Origin of the sequence: Halothece sp. PCC 7418 (assembly GCF_000317635.1) — a bacterium.
Lineage (GTDB): Bacteria > Cyanobacteriota > Cyanobacteriia > Cyanobacteriales > Rubidibacteraceae > Halothece.
In genome coordinates this window covers 2,833,244-2,852,552 of the sequence record NC_019779.1, presented here as the reverse complement: position 1 = coordinate 2,852,552, position 19,309 = coordinate 2,833,244, and the positions used below count along the sequence as shown (strand labels likewise).

The window sequence follows — 19,309 nt, the reverse complement described above, 5'->3', positions numbered from 1 at the left end:
AGAACAAATAACAAAGAACGAAGAACAAAGAACGAAGAACAAAGAACGAAGAACAAATAACAAAAGAGTAAAAAGATGTTCAATAAAAAACGGATTACATTAGTGGGAATTATACTGCTGTTAATTGCAGGGGGGATTTATGGTTATTTTCGTTTAATTGTTGGTAAGCGGTTAACGCCACAAGCGAGCGCGAAAATATTACCAGAAAGTGCTTCAACGATGCTTTTTATGGAGACTGATCCCGAAGTTTGGTCGGAATTAGAACAATATGGAACAACAGAAGCCCAAGCGGTTTGGCAAAGTTCTCTGCAAGAGTTAGAACAAGAATTCCTCCCTGATGCTAATATTGATTATGAAGAAGATGTTGCCCCTTGGCTAAGTGGAATAGCGATTGCTAATTTTCCCTCCATCAATCCTTTTTCTCAAGAAGAAAATGTTTTGCTCATTGCGGGAATTACAAATTCTTTAAAAGCGGGAAACTTTTTACGTTCTTTAGAGAGTAATGAAGAAACAGAAGTTAGGCAACGTCAATACAAAGGCGTTACGATTACAGAAGTGAAAACAGCCCAGGGCGATCGCGCCAGTGCTGCAATGTTACAAGGTTATGTCCTTTTTTCTCAACAAGGAAACCTAATTGAACAGACGATTGATACCGCTCAAGGTGACCCTGCTTTTGCTAGTGACGAAGGGGTGCAAAAACTACTATCCCAAGGCTTAAACTTAGAGAATCCCGCAGCACAAGTTTACTTTAGGAATTACACCCAATGGCTGGGAAATAATTTTTCTGGCTCAGGTTTAGATATCATTGAATCGGCGGTTATGGGCGTTTCTTTTGAAGCAGAAGGATTGCATCTGCAAACTTTAGCCCTGAGTGCAGAAACTAACTTTTTAAGCCTTTCTCCCAATGACAGTCAATTACTTTCAGAGTTTCCAGATAGCACACTTGCTGTCATCAATGGTCATCAGTTGGATCAAGTTTGGTCGCAGGTGGTACGTCAGAGTGAAGACAATCCTGTGTTAGGGATCGGTTTATCGGTCATGCGTCGTTGGGCAAAATCTTGGGATCTGGATTTAGATCAAGATGTGTTTTCTTGGTTAGATGGCGAGTACGCGATCGCGCTGTTTCCAACCGAAGAATCCAGTCTTCCTAATCTCCCCCTTGCGGGTGGAATTTTAATCCAATCCAGTCAGCGAGAGGTAGGGGAACAAACACTGGCGAAACTGGGTAAAATCGCAGCCAAAAATCCCTTTCTAGACCAAGAAACGGAAACTTTAGGGAATACAACAATTACCACTTGGGAAGATCCCTCACAGCAACCACTTCTGAGTTACGGTTGGTTACAAGATGAACGGCTAATGGTCACAGTCGGGACACCCTTTCGGATTTTTGCCCAACAACAAGGAGAAAGGGCTTTAAAAAATAGTAGGCAATTCAGCGCGATCGCGCAACAGTTACCAGAGACCAATTTTGGCTACATCTACCTTGATATGCAGCAAGGGATGACTCTTTTAGAAACGATTCCTCAGCAACCGCTCAAAAATCTTTCTCCAGAAGCGAAAGCAACCCTCAACTCGATCCGACAGATCGCACTAACAGCATCTCAACCAAAACCCTCTTTGCGTCAAATCGATCTGTTTTTATCTCTAGAATCTACGGCAACCGAGAGGAAATAGCCAAAGCAAAAAGCTAGAATAAACGGGTGTGGCAGGATTTGAACCTGCGACTCGCTGCTTAGAAGGCAGCTACTCTATCCACTGAGTTACACACCCATATTCGGAATTACATTTTATCATAGCATCACTGATCCAAAAAGATAGTAGGATAGAAACAACAAGTTTCTTGAAATGACGATTCACCTAAACACCTGAACTAACTTATGAGTCCGAGAAAACTCTCCGATGAAGAAAAAACAGAACTCGTCCGTTTATACCGCGAAACCGATGAAACCTCAGCGACTTTAGCGGATCGCTTTCAGGTGAGTAATTCTACAGTGAGTCGAGTTTTAAGAAATAACTTATCAGGCGAAGAATACGAAAATTTGATTCAAAGAAAACGCCACAACCGACACAAATCTCGCTCAGATTCCTCATCCGAGCAAACCTCAATCGAGACAGAAACACCACAGACAGAAGAAACTGAACTTTCCTCTCCTCAAACTGAAGAATCTTCTGAAACAGAAACCACAGAGAAAACATCGGAAAGCACACAAATCGAATTGTCTTTTTCTAATAGTGAAACCCCTCCAAAAACTAGCCTTTCTCCTGAACAAGATGAAACGGAAAATGTGGATGAGATTGATTTCAGTGTCATTCGAGATATGTTCGGAGAAGATGTGGGGGATGATGACGATTTAGAAGACACGGAAGAAGAAGATTGGGATGATGACGAAACCACTGACCAAACCAATCAGCAGTCAGAATCAAATGAAGTGGAAGTGTTACCTTTGTCTCAAGCGAAGTTCCCTAAAACTTGTTATTTAGTGATTGATCGCGGTGCAAATTTAATTACCAAACCCCTGAAAGACTTTAGAGATCTCGGTGAAATCCCGAGTGTAGAAACCCAACAAAAAACATTACCAATTTTTGATAATCATCGAGTGGCGAGACGATTTTCTAATCGTTCCCAAAAAGTGATTAAAGTTCCCGATGGAAAAATGATTCAAAAAACAAAAGAGCATTTAGAAGCCAAAGGGATTAAACGGATTTTAATGGATGGTAAAGTGTATATGCTTTCTTAAAGTAGAGTTCAGCACCCTCCATACAGCAATATGATCTGATCTGTAAAAAGTAGATTAACTTCCAATTCCCCCTTAGTAAACAGGGCTGTTTTATTATAAGAATGACCAAAAAAGATACTTTTGTAAGAGGCTTATTCCTCTCTTTTTTATTAGTTGGGATTTGGTTGCGGTGGGAAAATATCGACAAAAAAGTTTATTGGCACGATGAAGTTTTTACTTCTCTAAGAACCGCTGGATATACTGGAGAAGAAGTTGTTAATGAGTTATTTACTGGAGAAATTTTATCGCGATCTGATTTACTCCGCTATCAAACGCTTAGTTCTAATACAGACTTCGGTCAAACTATAGCAGCCTTAAAAACGCATCCTGAACATCCACCCTTATACTATATTTTAGTCAGATTTTGGCAGGATTGGTTCGGCAGTTCAATCGCCACAATGCGTAGCTTATCCGTTATTTTTAGCTTGCTGGTTTTCCCTGCTTTATATTGGTTTTGCTATGTTTTATTTCAATCCGATGCTGTTGCATTAATGGCTGTTTTATTAATGACAGTTTCGCCGTTTCATGTTATTTATGCTCAAGAAGCGAGACAATATAGCTTATGGACTCTCACGCTGTTATTGACTTATGGTAGTTTTTGGCAAGCTGTTCATCAAAAACATAAGTTTCACTGGCTTACTTTTGGTGTAACAACGATTCTCAGTTTATACACAAAACTATTTACTGTCTTAGGACTTTTAGCAACAACTGTCTATCTTTTCTGGCGAGAAAAACGATTTTATACGAAGGTGATTCGGAATTATTTTTTAGTGCTTTTAGGCAGCGCGATCGCGTTTTTACCTTGGGTAATACTGATTATAACTAAATTTGAGCAATTACGAGAAAAGACAGCTTGGACAGAGGCGGTTGTCTCATCATCTTTTTTAGTCAAACTTTGGGGTCTTCATTTTAGCAGTTTATTAATTGATTTAGGATTGAGTTTAGATCACCCCTACACTTATTTAGTTCCGCCTCTTATTTTAGTCTTAATTGGTTATGGATTATTGATTTTAAGAAAGCACAACAAACGAGATATTTTCTTATTCCTGCTTTGCTTACTGTTAATTCCTAGTCTTTCTCTAATCTTACCAGATGTTATTTTAGGAGGCAGACGATCAACAATGACCCGTTACTTTATTCCGAGTTTAATTTCGGCTCAAGTCATTATTGCTTATTTATTCACGTCTCAAATTCATCAAAAAGTTTGGCAGGGATTAGTAGGATTTATTTTAATTCTTGGTTTAATATCTTCTTGGAAGATATCCCAAGCAGAGGTTTGGTGGAATAAAACAGTTAGCCAACAAAATATCAACACGGCTACGATCATTAATCAAGTCTCTGAACCATTAATCATTAGCACCAATAAAGGAGAAACGAATTTAGGTGATATTTTTTCTTTAGCACACTATGTTGAACCAGAAACAAAATTTCAGCTTTTTCAATCCACTAATGAGACTCATCAGATCAAGAAAACTAGCTCAACTTTTTTATACAAACCTTCTGTAGAATTAACAAATATAATGACTCAACAGCATCCTGTTCAGATTATCCAATACCAAAAATTACCACTCTCTCAAGTGGTTTGGAAATCTCATGATTCTCAAGACAGCGATAATACAGAAGAATCAGGTTTAGGTGCGCCATAGCGGATCTCAAATCAGGAAGATTAACTTTTATTAAATATTCTGAAATCCCTTAGCAAGCCTTGGTGATTTCCCTCGCTTAATTCTAAAATGAAAATAAAGTATTATAGCTGGTGTTATGGTTGATCTCCTCAACCCCTAGCTATTGTTGCAGAAACGAATCTAAAAAAGGGAATCAACCAATGAAACTTAGTCGTTTGCTGAGGCTTTATGATCAAGGAGAAAGAGATTTTCGGGGCGTTGATCTCAGTGGTTTAGACTTAACAGGAATTACACTGATTGCTGTTGATTTTACTGGAGCAAACTTAATCGGCACTAATTTTACACGAGCCTTCTTAACTAAGTCAAGATTTGATGAAGCTAAATTAAATTGGACAAATTTTAGTTACGCGAAATTGAGTGATACTAGCTTTCAAAATGCCGAACTCACTAAGGCAGTTTTTCAAGGAACATTTATGATGAATGCGGTCTTAGTCGGGGCGAAACTGAGTGGTGGAAATTTATCTCATGTTAATCTGAAACGGTCTAATTTACAAGGAGCAAATCTTTGTGGAGTGAATGCTTATCACGCCAACTTAAGAGAAACGAATTTACAAGCAGCTAATTTAAATTGGGCGAATTTATTAGAAGCAAGGTTGACTCGGGCTTGTTTGCGAGAGGCTTTGTTAACAGAAGTCAACTTGAAAAGAGCATTTTTAAAACTGGTAGATTTGGAAAAAGTTGACTTATCTGGTGTTAATTTGGTAGAAGCAAGACTGAGTGGGGCAAACTTAGCAGAAGTGAATTTATCCAAAGCAAAATTAGCGCGATCGCGCTTGCATTGGACTAATTTAGAAAACGCTAATCTTGATCAAGCAAATTTAGTGCAAGCAGGGTTAGAACAAGCCAATCTTACTCATGCTAGCCTCAAAGAAGCTAATTTAACGGATGCTAATTTAACAGGGGCAACCTTAAACGGTGTTAATCTCGAAAAAGCTCGCCTTCAGGGTGCAAATATACCACAAATTAAACCAGTGAGTCACCTCCCTTTAGAACCTGCTAATTTCCCGCAAGCCAACAGTTATTATTATGAAAATATTGCCTATCACGTCGCGTTATAAGTATTAAAAATAGGAATGCAGTATCACTCAAAACCAGACTGTTTAATTATTGGCGGTGGGCTAACGGGCTTAATTGCAGGGATAGATCTACAAACACAAGGGTTAACGGTTAAACTCCTTGATAAAGGACGTGGAATCGGTGGGCGTTTCGCGACTCGTCGCATGAGTGATCCTGAATGGGGAGAAGCCCGCTTTGATTATGGCGTACAATTTCTCAGCGCTAAAACCGAAACCTTTCAGCAATGGCTAAAGGAATTACAGCAACAGGGAATTGTCAAATCAGAATGGGATCAATATTGGGGCGTTGATGGGATTCGTGGGATTGCAAAACACCTTGCTTCCAACTTAAATATTCAAAACCAAACCAAAGTTGTTCATTTAGCTTACAAGGCTGATTGCTGGCGTGTTACAACAGAAGAGGGAACAACGAATCAAAGCCGTTTTCTCTTACTTACGCCTCCAGTCCCCCAAAGTCTTGAACTGCTTAAAAACTCTAATCTTCTTCAACCTAATACCAATTTAGAAACCCTCGATCAAGTCACCTATTACAGTTGTCTGACCGTTTTACTTTTAGTTTCTCGTCCGATTTTGATCAAACCTGCTTTAGTGGAAGGAGAGAAACTGAAGTCCATTATTTGTAATTATCAAAAAGGCATTTCACCGCATGCGTATGCAGTTACTTTACAAGGGAATGCAGCCTTTAGTGAAAAATATCTTGATCCTGAAACCAGAGAAAGCGGTGCGGAAGAATTAATGACAGCAGCGAGAAATTATTTAGGAGAAGCTGAGATCATCGATCATCAAGTTCATTTTTGGCGATATAGCACTCCCAAAACTCAGTTTAATGCCCCTTTTTTCGCTTCCTCAGCGTTGAATCTGTATTTAGCAGGAGATGGGTTTTCTTCAGGAGATTCCTTCGTTTCCAGTGCTGAGAGTGCATTTTTATCGGGGTTAGCGGTTGCAAAACAAATTTGCAATCAGTTGTCATGATCCCAGATGATAATTAGAAACGAGTGCAAGTTTTAGGGTCAATATGAGTAAAAATCAACAATACGGTGTTGTTTTAGTCACCGCAGAATCCGAAGAACAAGCCCGCGCGATCGCGTCAGCTATCGTTAAAGAAAAATATGGGGCTTGTGTCAGCATTACCCCGATTCATTCCCTGTACATCTGGGAAAATGAAGTCCATAGCGATCCCGAATGGCAACTGATGATTAAAACCAATTTAGCCTATTACTCGCAACTGGAAACCCGCATTTGTGAACTGCATTCTTACGACGTTCCTGAAATCATTGCGCTTCCCATTCAAATGGGGTTAAATTCCTATCTACAATGGATTGGGGAAAGTGTATCCCCAGAAGCGTCGCATTAAGATTTGAGATCGAAATTCCCTGTGGCACAATAAAACAGGTAAATTGAGGTATTGGGCTATGACTAAGTTTGTTTTCGTCACTGGCGGTGTGGTTTCCAGTATTGGTAAAGGAATTGTTGCAGCGAGTTTAGGGCGGTTGTTTAAGTCTCGGGACTATTCCGTTTCCATCTTAAAGCTAGACCCCTATATTAACGTTGACCCAGGGACCATGAGTCCGTTTCAGCACGGAGAAGTGTTTGTCACCGATGATGGTGCGGAAACAGACTTAGATCTGGGACACTATGAACGGTTTACAGATACGTCCATGTCACGGTTAAATAGTGTTACAACGGGCTCGATCTATCAAGCAGTCATCAACAAAGAACGTCGTGGCGATTATCAAGGGGGAACTGTACAAGTGATTCCCCATATCACCCAAGAAATTAAAGATCGGATTCATCGGGTTGCTGAAAATACCAACCCTGATATTGTGATTACAGAGGTGGGGGGAACCGTTGGCGATATTGAATCGTTACCCTTTTTAGAAGCGATTCGACAATTTCGCAAAGAAGTGGGACGGAATAATGTCCTCTATATGCACGTGACGCTTCTTCCATGGATTGCATCCGCCGGAGAAATGAAAACTAAACCCACTCAGCATTCCGTGAAAGAACTGCGTTCGATTGGGATTCAACCAGATGTTTTGATTTGTCGCTGCGATCGCGCTTTAGAAGAAAGTCTCAAAGAAAAACTCTCGGAATTCTGCGATGTGCCGGTAGAATCGGTCATAACCGCCCAAGATGCCACTAGCATTTATGAAGTGCCTTTAATCTTAGAAAAAGAGGGCTTAGCGCAACAAACCTTAGAATTATTAGCCTTAGAACAGCGACAACCAGACTTGCGTCAGTGGCAAACCTTAGTGGAAAATATGGCAAGTCCCCAACAAGGCATAGAAATCGCAATTGTTGGAAAATATATTCAACTCAGCGATGCCTATCTGTCTTTAGTGGAAGCCCTTCGTCATGGCGCGATCGCGCTTTCGAGTGAAATTAAACTGCGTTGGGTGAACGCCGAAGAAATTGAAGAAAATAGCCCTGAAACCTATCTCAAAGATGTCAGTGGGATTATAGTTCCAGGTGGCTTTGGGATTCGTGGCATTGAAGGTAAAATCCAAGCAGTGGAATATGCACGAACTCAGAATATTCCCTTCTTAGGACTCTGTTTGGGAATGCACTGTGCAGTAGTGGAATGGGCGCGGAACATTGCGAACTTAGAACAAGCCAGCAGCGCAGAATTTAATGAAGACACGCCGAATCCCGTGATTAACCTCCTCCCCGAACAACAGGATGTCATTGATCTCGGGGGAACAATGCGTCTGGGCTTATATCCCTCCCGCTTAAATGTGGAGAGTCGCGCTTATAGTCTCTATCAACAGGAAGTGATCTATGAACGTCATCGCCACCGCTACGAGTTTAATAATGCTTATCGTAGCCTCTTCCTTGAAAGTGGCTATGCCATTGGCGGAACGTCTCTCGACGGTCGTTTAGTGGAAATGATTGAACGCCCGAATCATCGCTTCTTTATTGCTACTCAATTCCACCCCGAGTTTCGGTCTCGCCCCAATCAACCTCATCCCCTGTTTTTAGGCTTTGTAGAAGCAGCGATGGAGCAATATTCCTTTGATATTGTACCCTCCGTTTCTAAAAAAGCGGTACAAGAAATGCAGGTGGGAATGGGCGGAAATGTTCCTGAAGTCTCGATTAATTAATCATGTTCCAAACCACACGGAGACGGTTAGCCTTATGGTACGCCACTGTCACCGCAGTGCTGTTACTCCTGTTTGCAACGGGGGTTTATTTCTATGTTCGTAGTACGCTCATTGAACGGGTTGATGATACCTTAAAGCACGTGGTAGAAGTGGTAGAACGATCGCTGATGATTCAGCCAGTTGCAACTTCCGATAATGGCTACCGTCTCGATATTGAAACCAGCTTTGGCAATGATACGGAAACGGTAGAAGACGACCATATTGATTTAGAATGGTTTAATCCAGAGGGGGAGTTAGTGTGGTCAACTTTTTCCGATGCCATTAGCTATCCCCTCCATAAAAATCGTTCCACAGAAACGGTTCATTTGGCTTCGGGATACCTTTTACGTCAAGTGACTGAACCGATTCAACTGGGAAAACAAACTTTAGGGTATCTGCGCGTCAGTCATCCTTGGTTTGAGGTAACAAAGCCGATTCGACAGTTACTTTTAGATTTAACGATTGGGATTAGTGCGGTTGTGGTTTGTGTTGCGGGAATTAGCTGGTGGTTATCTGGGATTGCGATTCAACCGGTGAAAGAATCCTATCAAAGTCTGAAACAGTTTACCGCCGATGCTTCTCATGAGTTGCGAAACCCGATCGCGATGATTCAAACTAATGTGCAAATGGCACTTGCCTATCCTGATGGGGAATTACAACAGCAACAGTTACAAGTGATTGAACGCTTGACGCAACGCTTGGGAAAATTGGTCAATGATTTGTTATTCCTAGCGCGATCGGATAGTGGGATGATTGCAACGCAACAACAGTCCATTCCTTTGGATGCGTTATTGATGGAAGTGATGGAAGAACAAAGCGCGATCGCGCAACAAAAAGGAATCAAACTCAACCTCCATCTCCCTGAATCAGAAACAGACACTGCTTTCAGTGTCAAAGGCGACTGGGATCAGCTAGCGCGACTCTTCACCAACTTGATTAGTAATGGAATTGAACATTCCGATCAAGAAACGGTTTCACCAACTGTAACCATTGAAGTTCAGCAGATCAAACGCAACCATCATCATTACTTACAAGTTGATATTAAAGATACAGGAAAAGGCATCCCAGAAACAGCGATTCCCCATTTGTTCGATCGCTTCTATCGCGTTTCTCCCTACCCTCAAGATAGCACCACTCAAGGCGCAACAGGTGCAGGGTTAGGTCTCGCGATCGCGCAAGCCATCGTCCAAAATCATCACGGCGATATTAGCGTCTCTAGTTTCCCCAAACAAGGAACAACCTTTACTGTCACCCTCCCCGAAAACAGTGACCCGTGATCAGTTATCAGTGGATAGTGGATAGTGGATAGTGATCAGTGACCAAAAAACGAATAACGAATAACTAATGACTAATAAACATCTGTTAAGTTCAGTGCCGATCGCGCCTCATTTTCGAGAAACTAGAAGATATAGCAATTGATAATCAAGGAATCGTATAGACAATGACCCGTTCACAATCTTCTTTTTCCACTCTGAAATGGACTCCCGAAGCCAAAGCAAAACTGAAAAATATCCCCTTCTTTGTCCGCTCTCAAGCCCGACAGCGAGTTGAAGAAATGGCTTATTCCGCCGATGCTGAAGTTGTCACCGCCGAAATGGTGGAAGAAGCCCGCCAGAAATTCGGGAATTAAGACAAAAAAATGGAGCCGAGCAGAATCGAACTGCTGTCCAGACTGGCTATTGACCGTCCGCTCATTCACAGGCTTAGTTGCGTTGACCCGACGCAACGGGGTTCATCCTTTATCCCAGATGAAGGGGAGCTCTGGTTAAGTCTTATCGCTTGACCAACCAGAGATGGTTCAAGCGAGCAACCGTTGGGGTTTTACCCATCGCCCTTAACGGTGTCAGACGATGAGTGCTCGAACCTAGTTAGAGGTTTTGTTTAGGCAACAGCAGCTGCCTTACGAGCGAAAGGAACGATGTTGTTCGCAATTACTATTTTGTTGAGCCTTGATTTCCGAGAGTGGACTCCCTCTCGACCTGCTTCACGGGGTGGCTTTTACCAGCCTGTCGAAACCATTACGGCCCCGCGCTTCACTTGCTATTATAGAGGATTTACTTTCACTTTGACAAGGGGTTATCTCAGAGCTTGCGTCCGTCGCTGATAAACTTGTGCATTCAAGCCATCCCCTTGGGTCGGATTATTAATTTGGGCTTTCAGGGCTGTGATACGGTCACCCGTTGCAGGGTGGGTACTTAAAAAACTCGGTGGTGATCCTCCTTGCTGTTGCAGTTTTTCCATAAACGTCACCATGCCAATCGGTGCATAACCCGCTTTGGTCAAACTGTCTAATCCTTTTTGATCCGCTTCTAATTCATCTTCACGGCTATTCGGACGGCTCACCGCCAATTCTACCCCAATTTGTACAGCATTACTTTCGTCTAATCCAGCTGCGGAAAGGAGACCTTGCGCGATCGCGCGTTGTTTCATTTGTTGAACAGCGTGCCTTCCCGAAATATGACCAATTTCGTGGGCAATAACACTCGCTAATTCTGATTCGTTTTCTGCGGTTGCCATCAAGCCCGTGTTGATATAAACGAAGCCTCCCATGGTGGCAAAAGCATTAATACTGTCATCTTGCACCACTTGAAAAGTATAAGGGATATTACGGCGATCGCTGTGAGGAACAATGCGTTGACCAATCCGATCCACATAAGCATTCAGTTGACCATCACGAGATAAAGTAATTTCATTTTCAATCAGTTGCTGATTAATTTGTTTTCCTAATTTCACCTCTTGTTCATCAGACATATTCGAGAGTTGAAACACTTGCACGCCTCGGAAGAGGACATCAAAAAAGGAAAACCCTTGGGCAACTTGGGGAGTGCCCACAACTAAGCCTGTTGCCACCAAAAGGGAAAGCAGTCCATAACGCCACCGTTTCCCAATGAGTTTGATGAGGTTGAAAGGTGTAGTTTCCATAGAAATCAAAAGTAAATGAGGAGCTTACTTTAGTTCTAACAAGAATTCTTTTCAATGCGGGTTAAGTTAGGTTAGAAAAAGAATCGGCACAAAATTTTAAGCCTGAGGGCCCTCAATTCGTGCAACTATAATTGACCAACGTAAAATACTGAGGAAAGCAAGCATGGAAGAAATTCAGCATCAGCTTAACCTTTTTAATAAGATTATTTGGCAACAATCGGGTTGGCTCAAACAAGATGAGCGCTGGTTAGTGAATGGCGTTGTGATTAGTGTTTCTACCTTTTACAGTGAAATGACACATGGGATTAAGTGGAGTGCAACGCCAATTAGTCAGGCCTGGTATGTTGAGGCAGAATCAGAAAGAGCCTTAGTTTTGAGCGCGATCGCGGAGATTGAAGCGCAAATCAGCGAACTATGATCACTCTTGCTTGAAAGGTAAGGAAATGGTAAAAGTTGTTCCCACGCCTAACTGAGAACTAACTGTAATCTTACCGTCCATCCCTTCCACTAGAGTTTTGACAATGGATAACCCTAAGCCCGTTCCGCCAGTGGAGCGCGATCGCGCATCATCCACCCGATAAAACCGTTCAAAAATGCGAGTTTGTTGGGCAAAAGGAATCCCTATTCCCTGATCACGCACGGCTAAAATGACAGTGTTTTCCTGTTTCTGTAAACTCAGGATAACAGCTTGTTCGGGTTCGGAATACTTAACGGCATTGTCGATGAGATTGAGTAACACTTGCTTGAGACGATTGGCATCAACATTAACTCGAATCGAATCATTGCTACCTTCGTAACGAATCGCGCGATCGTGATATTGTTCAGCAAGAGTGATCACCTCTTGTACAAATTCCTTCAAACAAAGGTCTTCCAGTTGAAACTGCATCTGACCATTATCAATGCGAGCTAAAGTCAACAAATCTTGCAAGAGTTGAATCGTGCGATCTGCCTCGGAAGTCGCACAAGCTAAAGCCTCTCGTTGCGGTGGGCTTAAGTTATCCCCGCGCCGTTGCAAACTTTGTAAATAACCAGACACAATCGTCAGGGGAGTGCGTAACTCATGGGAGACATCACTGACAAATTGCTGTTGTTGTTCCCAAGCCCTATATAAGCGCATCAACATCTCATCAAAGCGCTCGGCAAGTTGTTTGACTTCTGTCGGGGCGCGATCGAGTTCTATTTTGGCTTCTCCCAATTGATCCGCAGAAATCCTTTCAGTGAGTTGACAAATGCGCTGGAGAGGAAGCAGCGATCGCGCAATATAAATGCCCCCAGCCAGACTCATTCCACCAATGGCGACAACTGTTGCTAGCCCTAAGTTTCTAATCATCTGAACAAACATGATTTGATCAGGACTAATATCTTGAGCAATATACAGTTTTCCCACCGTTTGCTGATTGACAACCAAGGCGTTGGCACACAGTACCCAATAGCGATCCTCCACCTGCGACACATCAACCCCAGAAAAGGGAAAAATCGATAGTTGCGGGGACACAGGTAACGGATGCGGTGAGTCTAAACCGTCTGTACGAGCAATTAATTGGTCTTGTTCGTTTTCAATCCACAGAAAAACATGATCGCGACTCAAATTCTGCACTGCTTTTTGCATTGCTTCCTGTGGCGCATACATCTCCTGATAAATCTCGATATCTTGAGGCATTCGTTCCGCCAAATACACAATATTTTCTTTGTGCGCTGCGATCAGAATTTGCTTCATACTCCAACCCAACCAGATTGCCACGCCACCCAAACCGACTGCTGATACTGTCGCAATGCCAATGGTGAGACGAAAACGCAGCGATCGCGGATTCCAAGCCTTAAAGGCACGATGAAGTTTACTGGGCAAAGATTGGAGTCGGGTCATTAGAAATTGAAAAGTTGAACGCTTACCCCTTCCAAGTTAGAGCCTTATCCTGAGAAGAGACTGAACTCACGAAATTTTGCGGTTAAGGATAAGTGGGAGACAAGGAGAGAGTGTGAACAAAGAACAAATAACCAAGAACAAATAACAAATGACTATATGATATAAATGTTACAAAGCCCTTTCAGCGAACCTGAACCATGTACGCAGATCAAGATGAAGTTCGTCATTTAATCGACTTAATGCCAGCATCGGGGCGGATGTACACTAAGATTGTTCCTAAGCCCCAGCAGTCTCGTCTGATAGAAACCCCTTTTCCGATGCCCTGGCAGCAAGGAGCGCGGTCTATTTATATTAACTTCGACTTGTGGAGTGATCTCTCGCGGGGAGAACGAGATTTAGCCTTATTACGAGCAGTCTGTTGGGTAACAGGAATTAAATGGTTTAAGCCTGATTTGTATCAAGGTGTGGTAGTTGCAGGCTTGATTGGTGCAGGGGTAGAAGCGGGACAAGGTGATGCCATTGGTTTGCTCGTCAGTGGAGGTCTAGCGATTTTAGCAGGGAGTCAAATTTGGCGAAAAACTCGTAGTGTACAAACCGAATTAGATGCTGATGAAGCAGCGGTTAAAGTCGCTCAAAGACGAGGTTATGATCTAGAAGATGCAGCAAAAGCCTTGTTAAGTAGCATTGAAAAAATCGCAGAAATTGAAGCGAGAAATAATCTTAGCTTTTCGGAATTAGTACGCTTGCAAAACTTACGCAAATTAGCAGGTCGCTCCGCGGTAGGTGTTCCAGAAGCTGTCAAAAAAGAATTTTGATCGCTAGAATCGAAACCAATCATCTATCCGAAAAATTAGTGTGATTTCTACAGAACGAGACACCATCCTCAAGCAAGCCCAAAATCAAGAACAACTGTCTCCTGAAGCGGGTGAAGTCTTACTGCGTCAAACTGATCCCACAGTGAAAGAGGCAATTCGAGACACTGCCAACTTCCTGCGTCAAAAACAAATCGGGGAGACGGTGACGTATGTTGTCAATCGCAATCTTAATTTTACGAATATTTGTGAGCAACATTGTAGTTTTTGTGCCTTTCGTAGAGATGAAAATACAGACGGGGCATATTGGCTTAATTTTGAGGAGATTTTAGCGAAATGTGCCAATGCAGTGGAACGAGGCGCAACGGAAATTTGTATGCAAGGGGGACTCAATCCAAGGGCAAAGATTAACGGTTCTAGTTTGGGATATTATAAGCAGTTAGTAAAAACGATAAAAGCGGAGTTCCCGCTACTCCATCTCCATGCGTTTTCCCCCCAAGAAGTGCAGTTTATCGCCCGAGAAGATGGTATCAGCTATGAAACCGTGATTGCGGAATTAAAAGCTGCTGGCGTGGGGTCGATGCCTGGAACTGCTGCTGAAATTCTAGACGATCGCGCTCGCAAGATCATTTGTCCTGAAAAAATTAATACCCAAACTTGGTTAGATATTGTTAGTACCGCCCACCGCTTGGGAATGCCTACTACCAGCACAATGCTATCAGGGCATATTGAAACCCCACAACAGCAAATTCAGCATTTAGAAAAGCTGCGATCGCTGCAAGAAATTGCAATTAATAATAATTATCCTGCTGGCATTACTGAGTTTATTTTACTGCCGTTTGTGGGACAAGAAGCCCCGAAACCTCTACGCCAACGAGTCGGGCGAGATCAACCGATTTTAGAAGATGCGTTACTCTTAACCGCAGTGGCGAGAATCTACCTCGGACAATGGATTCCCAATCATCAACCGAGTTGGGTTAAACTGGGACTTTTAGGTGCGACAAAAGCACTGAATTGGGGCTGTAATGATCTGGGAGGAACATTGATGGAAGAACATATTACCACGATGGCAGGAGCGCAAGGCGGAACTTGTCTTGGGGTATCCGATTTGCAACGCGCGATCGCCTCTGTTAACCGTCCTTACCAAGAACGCAATACCCTCTATCAAGCAGTGACCAGTGACCAGTGACCAGTGACTAATGACTAATAACAAATAACTATGTATAACAATAATCATCATGATGACTCGCGTTATAATCACAATGGTTCTCGTCCTTCCATGCAATGGCCCTTTCGTGACGAGAATGATCCTGATTTAGCAGACAATTTTTCTGAAAAAAAATCCTCACAACCTTTGACCCAACAGGGGAAAGAAAATTTACGATTATTACAACGTTTTTATATTAGCCTGATTGTGACAGGAATTGTCGTCGGTGGCATTTTAACGCTAGGGGTAGCTTTGCTATTAGATAAATGGGGAGTTCTTGACTCGCCTAATGATAGATATCGAGAAAACTATGAACAAAAAGATATTATTTTGGAAGGGATTAATCGCCAGTTTAACAGTAAGTTTTTCTCTAAGTCTAGCGATTCCAATTAAAGCACAACCCCCGTTCAAAAATCCTTTACAAGTTGAGAAGTTTGATGATCCACTGCTTCCGAAAACTCCTGTTCAACGCCCTTTAAGTCCTCTGGAAAAGTTCCGCTTAAAAGAAGCCCTAGATGGATTGAATCAACAAGCGCGAGAGAATTATCAACAAGGAAAAATTGAACGCGCCTTTCAGGTTTGGTATCGAGAATTACGGTTGCGTCAGAAACTTGATTTCCCTGAAGAAGTACAAGCATTAGGGCGAGTGGGAGAAATCGCATGGTTAGAAAATCGTTCTGCTGACTTTCGGAATATTCGGGAACGGTTAAGAGTCATTGAAGAAAAGGCACGAGAAAATAATAATTCTGAGTTGTTAGCAACTCTTGCTGAAAACTATGAACAAATGCGAGAACTTGACGGCGCGATCGCGCTGTATCAAGGATTAATAGAAAACAGCAACAACCCCACTACTTTACTCGAAAAAATTGCTCAACTCCATGCCGATCAATTTCATTATCAAGAAGCAGCAGATGCTTACGAAAAACTCTTAGCCCAAGCCAAACCCGCAGAGAATACGATAGTAATCATTAACTACTTAAAACAACTGAAAACTTGGTACGAACAAGCGGAAAATCCCCAAGCAGGAATTGAAACCAAGCAGCATTTAATTGAACTTTATCAACGGCAAAATAATGAGCAAGCACTCCCTGCGATTATGGTTTCTTTAGGTGAAGATTATGTCACGCTCCAGCAGTTCGATCAAGCCAGTACCACCTATCAAGAAGCGTTTAGAATTGCACGTTCTCAACAAAAATACGCGATCGCTGCAATGGCTCTAGAAAACTTAGCCCAATTGTATCAGAATCAAGGTTCTCTTCAGGCGACTTTGGAAATTTACGAGCAACTGTTAATTGTCCAACAACAATCTTATGATCATTATGGTTTAATGATGACTTACGATAAAATTGGTGAGATTTATCAGGACAATCATCAGCCTGAACCAGCGCGATCGGCCTATCAAAAAGCCCTTGAATTTGCGCGATCTTTAAACTATCAAGAAGACTACTTTCAAGATAAAATTCAGCAACTCAAATCTTAATTTTTTGTTATTTGTTCTTGGTTATTTGTTCTTAGTTCTGTGGGACACCAGTTACAGTAACTAATAATAAAGGACAAACGAATAACATCTGCCGACTCACCTTGTCTCTCAATTGATCAAGAAACAATTTGTTGATAATTGCAAAAAAAGTTGGCTTAACGAAGAATTTTATGTTATCTAGAGGGGAATCCTTCAAATAAATCAATAATACTTCCTTCATGCGTGTATTACTCGTTTATCCCCGTTTTCCCAAAAGTTTCTGGTCTTTTGAAGAGGCTTTAGCCCTCGTTAACCGTAAAACCTTCTTACCCCCTTTAGGATTAATTACTGTTGCTGCAATTCTTCCTCAAGAATGGGAGTTTCACCTAGTTGATTGTAATTTGCGGGAGGTGACTGCGACCGAATGGGAATGGGCGGATCTGGTTGTTGTTTCCGCCATGATCGTGCAAAAAGAAGACTTTAACACCCAAATTCAGACGGCTAAACAATACGGTAAACCCGTTGCTGTGGGGGGACCCTACCCAACAGCCCTCCCCGCAGAAGCAGAAGCAACAGGGGCTGACTATTTAATTCTTGATGAAGGGGAAATTACCCTACCCCAGTTTGTAGAAGCGCTTGAACGTGGCGAAAGCAGTGGTAAATTTAGAGCGGATGAGAAACCTGATGTTACCCAAACTCCCATTCCTCGCTATGATTTACTAGATCTCCAAGCCTACGATAATATGTCGGTACAGTTTTCTCGGGGCTGTCCCTTCCAGTGTGAATTTTGCGACATTATTGTTCTATATGGGCGCAAACCGCGCACAAAAACCCCGACGCAACTCATTGCAGAATTGGAACGACTCTATGAACTAGGCTGGACAAGAAGTATTTTTGTTGTCGATGATAACTTTATTGGTAATAAACGGAATGTGAAACTGCTATTGCGAGAGTTAAAAATCTGGATGGCAGAACATAACTATCCTTTCACCCTGAATACAGAAGCATCCGTTGATTTAGCCCAAGATCCTGAATTAATGGATTTAATGGTCGAGGCTAACTTTAATTCCGTCTTTTTAGGTATTGAAACCCCAGACGAAGACAGTCTAGTTTTGACCAAGAAACATCAAAATACTCGTGACCCCTTATCAGAAGCCGTCAAAACGATTATGCGTCACGGGTTACGAGTCACCGCAGGATTCATTATTGGCTTTGATGGCGAAAAACCAGACGCTGGAAAACGGATTATTAATTTTGTCGAAAATACTCCGATTACACTGGCATTATTTAGTATGCTGCAAGCCCTACCTGATACCGCACTGTGGCATCGTTTAGAAAAAGAAGGACGCTTGTTAGATCAAGGGGCTGATATTAATCAAACCACATTAATGAACTTTGTCCCCACTCGTCCTATTGAAGAGATTGCTAAAGAGTATGTGGAAGCCTTCTGGGAATTGTACGATCCCCAAAATTATTTAGATCGCGCTTATAATCAATATCTCAGCATTGGCGAACCGAAACATAAACGTCCCTCACGAAAAATTGATTTTGTTACCTTACGTGCCATGTTGCTGATTTTCTGGCGACAAGGGATTGTGCGTAAAACTCGTTGGACATTCTGGAAATATCTCTTCCATATTTATCGCGCGAAACCCAAACTATGGGCAAGTTATCTGTCTTTTTGCGCCCTCGGAGAACATTTCTTAGCCTATCGAGAATTAGTCCGCGAGAAAATTGAAGCGCAATTAGAAGAATACTTAAAAGTCAAAGCCACTCAAGATGCTAAAAAAGACTCTTCTCAACAGCATCAAGTGACAACTTCTCTTACTTCCAATATTTCATAAGTTTTGATTGCGTTGGAGCGAACTTGCTTCGCTCTAACTTTCATTTTTTCATCTCATCAGGCAGAGAGTAAGCTAGTAATTGATGCCTAACTTATTTTTAATTTCCTTAATTTGTTATACCATCGTCGCCCTGATTTTCTTAGCTTTTGGTGTGATTTATTTAATGAAAAAACAATTTATGCCCTATCATAGCCAAGCTCTTGGTTCATCTTGGTCAGAACTAGATTCTAACTTGCAGGTTTTGATTCTTGCTTTGATGAAAGTCGCTGGTTCTGGCTTTTTAGTAACAGGATTAACGATGCTATTGCTGTTGATCATTCCTTGGCGGGCTGGAGAAAGTTGGTCAATTTATGCGGTTCCTAGTGTTAGTCTTGTTACCTGTTTAGCAAGTGTCTATGCTACGAGCCTAGTTAAAACTCAAACTTCGGGAAAACCGCCGATAGTTTTAAGTTTAGTCGGCGTATTTTTAACAGGAATTGGATTTATTTTTTCTATGTTTGCTACCAATTGAGCGGGGGTTCTA

Annotated in this window: 18 protein-coding genes, 1 tRNA gene and 1 other RNA gene; 16 read left to right on the top strand and 4 right to left on the bottom strand. The window is 42.1% G+C overall.

Annotated elements, in window-relative coordinates; translation table 11 throughout:
- Nucleotides 1-75 precede the first annotated feature (75 nt).
- Nucleotides 76-1,674, top strand: coding sequence for a DUF3352 domain-containing protein (locus PCC7418_RS12945; RefSeq protein ID WP_015226637.1), 1,599 nt, complete (start codon nucleotides 76-78; stop codon nucleotides 1,672-1,674).
- A 23-nt stretch (nucleotides 1,675-1,697) separates the two neighbouring features.
- Here the strand turns inward: PCC7418_RS12945 and PCC7418_RS12940 are convergent.
- Nucleotides 1,698-1,770, bottom strand: a tRNA-Arg gene (locus tag PCC7418_RS12940).
- A 107-nt stretch (nucleotides 1,771-1,877) separates the two neighbouring features.
- Between PCC7418_RS12940 and PCC7418_RS12935 the strand changes: the two genes are divergently transcribed.
- The 8 genes from PCC7418_RS12935 to PCC7418_RS12900 all read left to right on the top strand — a co-directional run bounded on the left by PCC7418_RS12935 (nucleotide 1,878) and on the right by PCC7418_RS12900 (nucleotide 10,308).
- Nucleotides 1,878-2,738: a hypothetical protein gene (locus PCC7418_RS12935; RefSeq protein WP_015226636.1), complete on the top strand. Its 861-nt coding sequence runs from the start codon at nucleotides 1,878-1,880 to the stop codon at nucleotides 2,736-2,738.
- A gap of 101 nt (nucleotides 2,739-2,839) precedes the next feature.
- On the top strand, nucleotides 2,840-4,423 hold the full coding sequence (locus tag PCC7418_RS12930; protein ID WP_015226635.1) for a glycosyltransferase family 39 protein: 1,584 nt from the start codon (nucleotides 2,840-2,842) through the stop codon (nucleotides 4,421-4,423).
- A gap of 179 nt (nucleotides 4,424-4,602) precedes the next feature.
- Entirely contained in the window at nucleotides 4,603-5,520 is a 918-nt protein-coding gene (locus PCC7418_RS12925) for a pentapeptide repeat-containing protein (protein WP_015226634.1), read from the top strand.
- A 15-nt stretch (nucleotides 5,521-5,535) separates the two neighbouring features.
- The gene (locus tag PCC7418_RS12920; RefSeq protein ID WP_015226633.1) at nucleotides 5,536-6,510 is read left to right on the top strand and encodes an NAD(P)/FAD-dependent oxidoreductase; all 975 of its coding nucleotides are present in this window, start codon (nucleotides 5,536-5,538) and stop codon (nucleotides 6,508-6,510) included.
- 43 nt (nucleotides 6,511-6,553) lie between these two features.
- Nucleotides 6,554-6,892, top strand: a complete 339-nt coding sequence (cutA, locus tag PCC7418_RS12915; RefSeq protein WP_015226632.1) for a divalent-cation tolerance protein CutA — start codon at nucleotides 6,554-6,556, stop codon at nucleotides 6,890-6,892.
- 58 nt (nucleotides 6,893-6,950) lie between these two features.
- Nucleotides 6,951-8,639, top strand: coding sequence for a CTP synthase (locus tag PCC7418_RS12910; RefSeq protein ID WP_015226631.1), 1,689 nt, complete (start codon nucleotides 6,951-6,953; stop codon nucleotides 8,637-8,639).
- Nucleotides 8,640-8,641: 2 nt separating this feature from the next.
- A complete protein-coding gene (locus tag PCC7418_RS12905) occupies nucleotides 8,642-9,955 on the top strand; it encodes a cell wall metabolism sensor histidine kinase WalK (protein ID WP_015226630.1) in 1,314 nt (437 codons plus the stop codon).
- A 164-nt stretch (nucleotides 9,956-10,119) separates the two neighbouring features.
- Nucleotides 10,120-10,308, top strand: coding sequence for a PCP reductase family protein (locus tag PCC7418_RS12900; RefSeq protein WP_015226629.1), 189 nt, complete (start codon nucleotides 10,120-10,122; stop codon nucleotides 10,306-10,308).
- Nucleotides 10,309-10,315: 7 nt separating this feature from the next.
- Here PCC7418_RS12900 and ssrA read toward each other — a convergent pair.
- Nucleotides 10,316-10,706: a transfer-messenger RNA gene (ssrA, locus tag PCC7418_RS19910) on the bottom strand.
- Nucleotides 10,707-10,754: 48 nt separating this feature from the next.
- A complete protein-coding gene (locus PCC7418_RS12895; RefSeq protein ID WP_015226628.1) occupies nucleotides 10,755-11,600 on the bottom strand; it encodes a M48 family metallopeptidase in 846 nt (281 codons plus the stop codon).
- A gap of 163 nt (nucleotides 11,601-11,763) precedes the next feature.
- On the opposite strand from PCC7418_RS12895, the gene PCC7418_RS12890 reads away from it, so the two are divergent.
- Nucleotides 11,764-12,018: a hypothetical protein gene (locus PCC7418_RS12890; protein WP_015226627.1), complete on the top strand. Its 255-nt coding sequence runs from the start codon at nucleotides 11,764-11,766 to the stop codon at nucleotides 12,016-12,018.
- Here PCC7418_RS12890 and PCC7418_RS12885 read toward each other — a convergent pair whose 3' ends face one another.
- Nucleotides 12,019-13,464, bottom strand: a complete 1,446-nt coding sequence (locus PCC7418_RS12885) for a cell wall metabolism sensor histidine kinase WalK (protein WP_015226626.1) — start codon at nucleotides 13,462-13,464, stop codon at nucleotides 12,019-12,021. It abuts the gene before it with no gap.
- Nucleotides 13,465-13,661: 197 nt separating this feature from the next.
- Between PCC7418_RS12885 and PCC7418_RS12880 the strand changes: the two genes are divergently transcribed.
- From PCC7418_RS12880 to PCC7418_RS12850, 6 genes are all read left to right on the top strand, one after another.
- Nucleotides 13,662-14,279 (top strand): DUF3318 domain-containing protein, encoded by a 618-nt coding sequence (locus PCC7418_RS12880; protein ID WP_015226625.1) that lies wholly within the window; start codon nucleotides 13,662-13,664, stop codon nucleotides 14,277-14,279.
- 34 nt (nucleotides 14,280-14,313) lie between these two features.
- Complete coding sequence (gene cofH / locus PCC7418_RS12875; RefSeq protein WP_216086743.1) at nucleotides 14,314-15,465, top strand: 7,8-didemethyl-8-hydroxy-5-deazariboflavin synthase subunit CofH; 1,152 nt, start codon at nucleotides 14,314-14,316, stop codon at nucleotides 15,463-15,465.
- A gap of 30 nt (nucleotides 15,466-15,495) precedes the next feature.
- The gene (locus PCC7418_RS12870; RefSeq protein WP_041596261.1) at nucleotides 15,496-15,876 is read left to right on the top strand and encodes a hypothetical protein; all 381 of its coding nucleotides are present in this window, start codon (nucleotides 15,496-15,498) and stop codon (nucleotides 15,874-15,876) included.
- Nucleotides 15,794-16,963, top strand: a complete 1,170-nt coding sequence (locus tag PCC7418_RS12865; RefSeq protein WP_150107068.1) for a lipopolysaccharide assembly protein LapB — start codon at nucleotides 15,794-15,796, stop codon at nucleotides 16,961-16,963. The genes PCC7418_RS12870 and PCC7418_RS12865 overlap by 83 nt, the downstream gene beginning before the upstream one ends.
- A 218-nt stretch (nucleotides 16,964-17,181) precedes the next feature.
- Nucleotides 17,182-18,786 (top strand): B12-binding domain-containing radical SAM protein, encoded by a 1,605-nt coding sequence (locus tag PCC7418_RS12855; RefSeq protein ID WP_015226622.1) that lies wholly within the window; start codon nucleotides 17,182-17,184, stop codon nucleotides 18,784-18,786.
- Between the two features lie 82 nt (nucleotides 18,787-18,868).
- Complete coding sequence (locus PCC7418_RS12850; protein ID WP_015226621.1) at nucleotides 18,869-19,297, top strand: hypothetical protein; 429 nt, start codon at nucleotides 18,869-18,871, stop codon at nucleotides 19,295-19,297.
- The last annotated feature ends 12 nt before the right edge of the window (nucleotides 19,298-19,309 follow it).

What these genes read in the sequence shown, in the direction of transcription:
- PCC7418_RS12945 (WP_015226637.1), top strand. Translation starts at nt 76, where the DNA reads ATGTTCAATAAAAAACGGATTACATTAGTGGGAATTATACTGCTGTTA.
- PCC7418_RS12935 (WP_015226636.1), top strand. Translation starts at nt 1,878, where the DNA reads ATGAGTCCGAGAAAACTCTCCGATGAAGAAAAAACAGAACTCGTCCGT.
- PCC7418_RS12930 (WP_015226635.1), top strand. Translation starts at nt 2,840, where the DNA reads ATGACCAAAAAAGATACTTTTGTAAGAGGCTTATTCCTCTCTTTTTTA.
- PCC7418_RS12925 (WP_015226634.1), top strand. Translation starts at nt 4,603, where the DNA reads ATGAAACTTAGTCGTTTGCTGAGGCTTTATGATCAAGGAGAAAGAGAT.
- PCC7418_RS12920 (WP_015226633.1), top strand. Translation starts at nt 5,536, where the DNA reads ATGCAGTATCACTCAAAACCAGACTGTTTAATTATTGGCGGTGGGCTA.
- cutA (WP_015226632.1), top strand. Translation starts at nt 6,554, where the DNA reads ATGAGTAAAAATCAACAATACGGTGTTGTTTTAGTCACCGCAGAATCC.
- PCC7418_RS12910 (WP_015226631.1), top strand. Translation starts at nt 6,951, where the DNA reads ATGACTAAGTTTGTTTTCGTCACTGGCGGTGTGGTTTCCAGTATTGGT.
- PCC7418_RS12905 (WP_015226630.1), top strand. Translation starts at nt 8,642, where the DNA reads ATGTTCCAAACCACACGGAGACGGTTAGCCTTATGGTACGCCACTGTC.
- PCC7418_RS12900 (WP_015226629.1), top strand. Translation starts at nt 10,120, where the DNA reads ATGACCCGTTCACAATCTTCTTTTTCCACTCTGAAATGGACTCCCGAA.
- PCC7418_RS12895 (WP_015226628.1), bottom strand. Translation starts at nt 11,600, where the DNA reads ATGGAAACTACACCTTTCAACCTCATCAAACTCATTGGGAAACGGTGG.
- PCC7418_RS12890 (WP_015226627.1), top strand. Translation starts at nt 11,764, where the DNA reads ATGGAAGAAATTCAGCATCAGCTTAACCTTTTTAATAAGATTATTTGG.
- PCC7418_RS12885 (WP_015226626.1), bottom strand. Translation starts at nt 13,464, where the DNA reads ATGACCCGACTCCAATCTTTGCCCAGTAAACTTCATCGTGCCTTTAAG.
- PCC7418_RS12880 (WP_015226625.1), top strand. Translation starts at nt 13,662, where the DNA reads ATGTACGCAGATCAAGATGAAGTTCGTCATTTAATCGACTTAATGCCA.
- PCC7418_RS12870 (WP_041596261.1), top strand. Translation starts at nt 15,496, where the DNA reads ATGTATAACAATAATCATCATGATGACTCGCGTTATAATCACAATGGT.
- PCC7418_RS12865 (WP_150107068.1), top strand. Translation starts at nt 15,794, where the DNA reads ATGAACAAAAAGATATTATTTTGGAAGGGATTAATCGCCAGTTTAACA.
- PCC7418_RS12855 (WP_015226622.1), top strand. Translation starts at nt 17,182, where the DNA reads ATGCGTGTATTACTCGTTTATCCCCGTTTTCCCAAAAGTTTCTGGTCT.
- PCC7418_RS12850 (WP_015226621.1), top strand. Translation starts at nt 18,869, where the DNA reads ATGCCTAACTTATTTTTAATTTCCTTAATTTGTTATACCATCGTCGCC.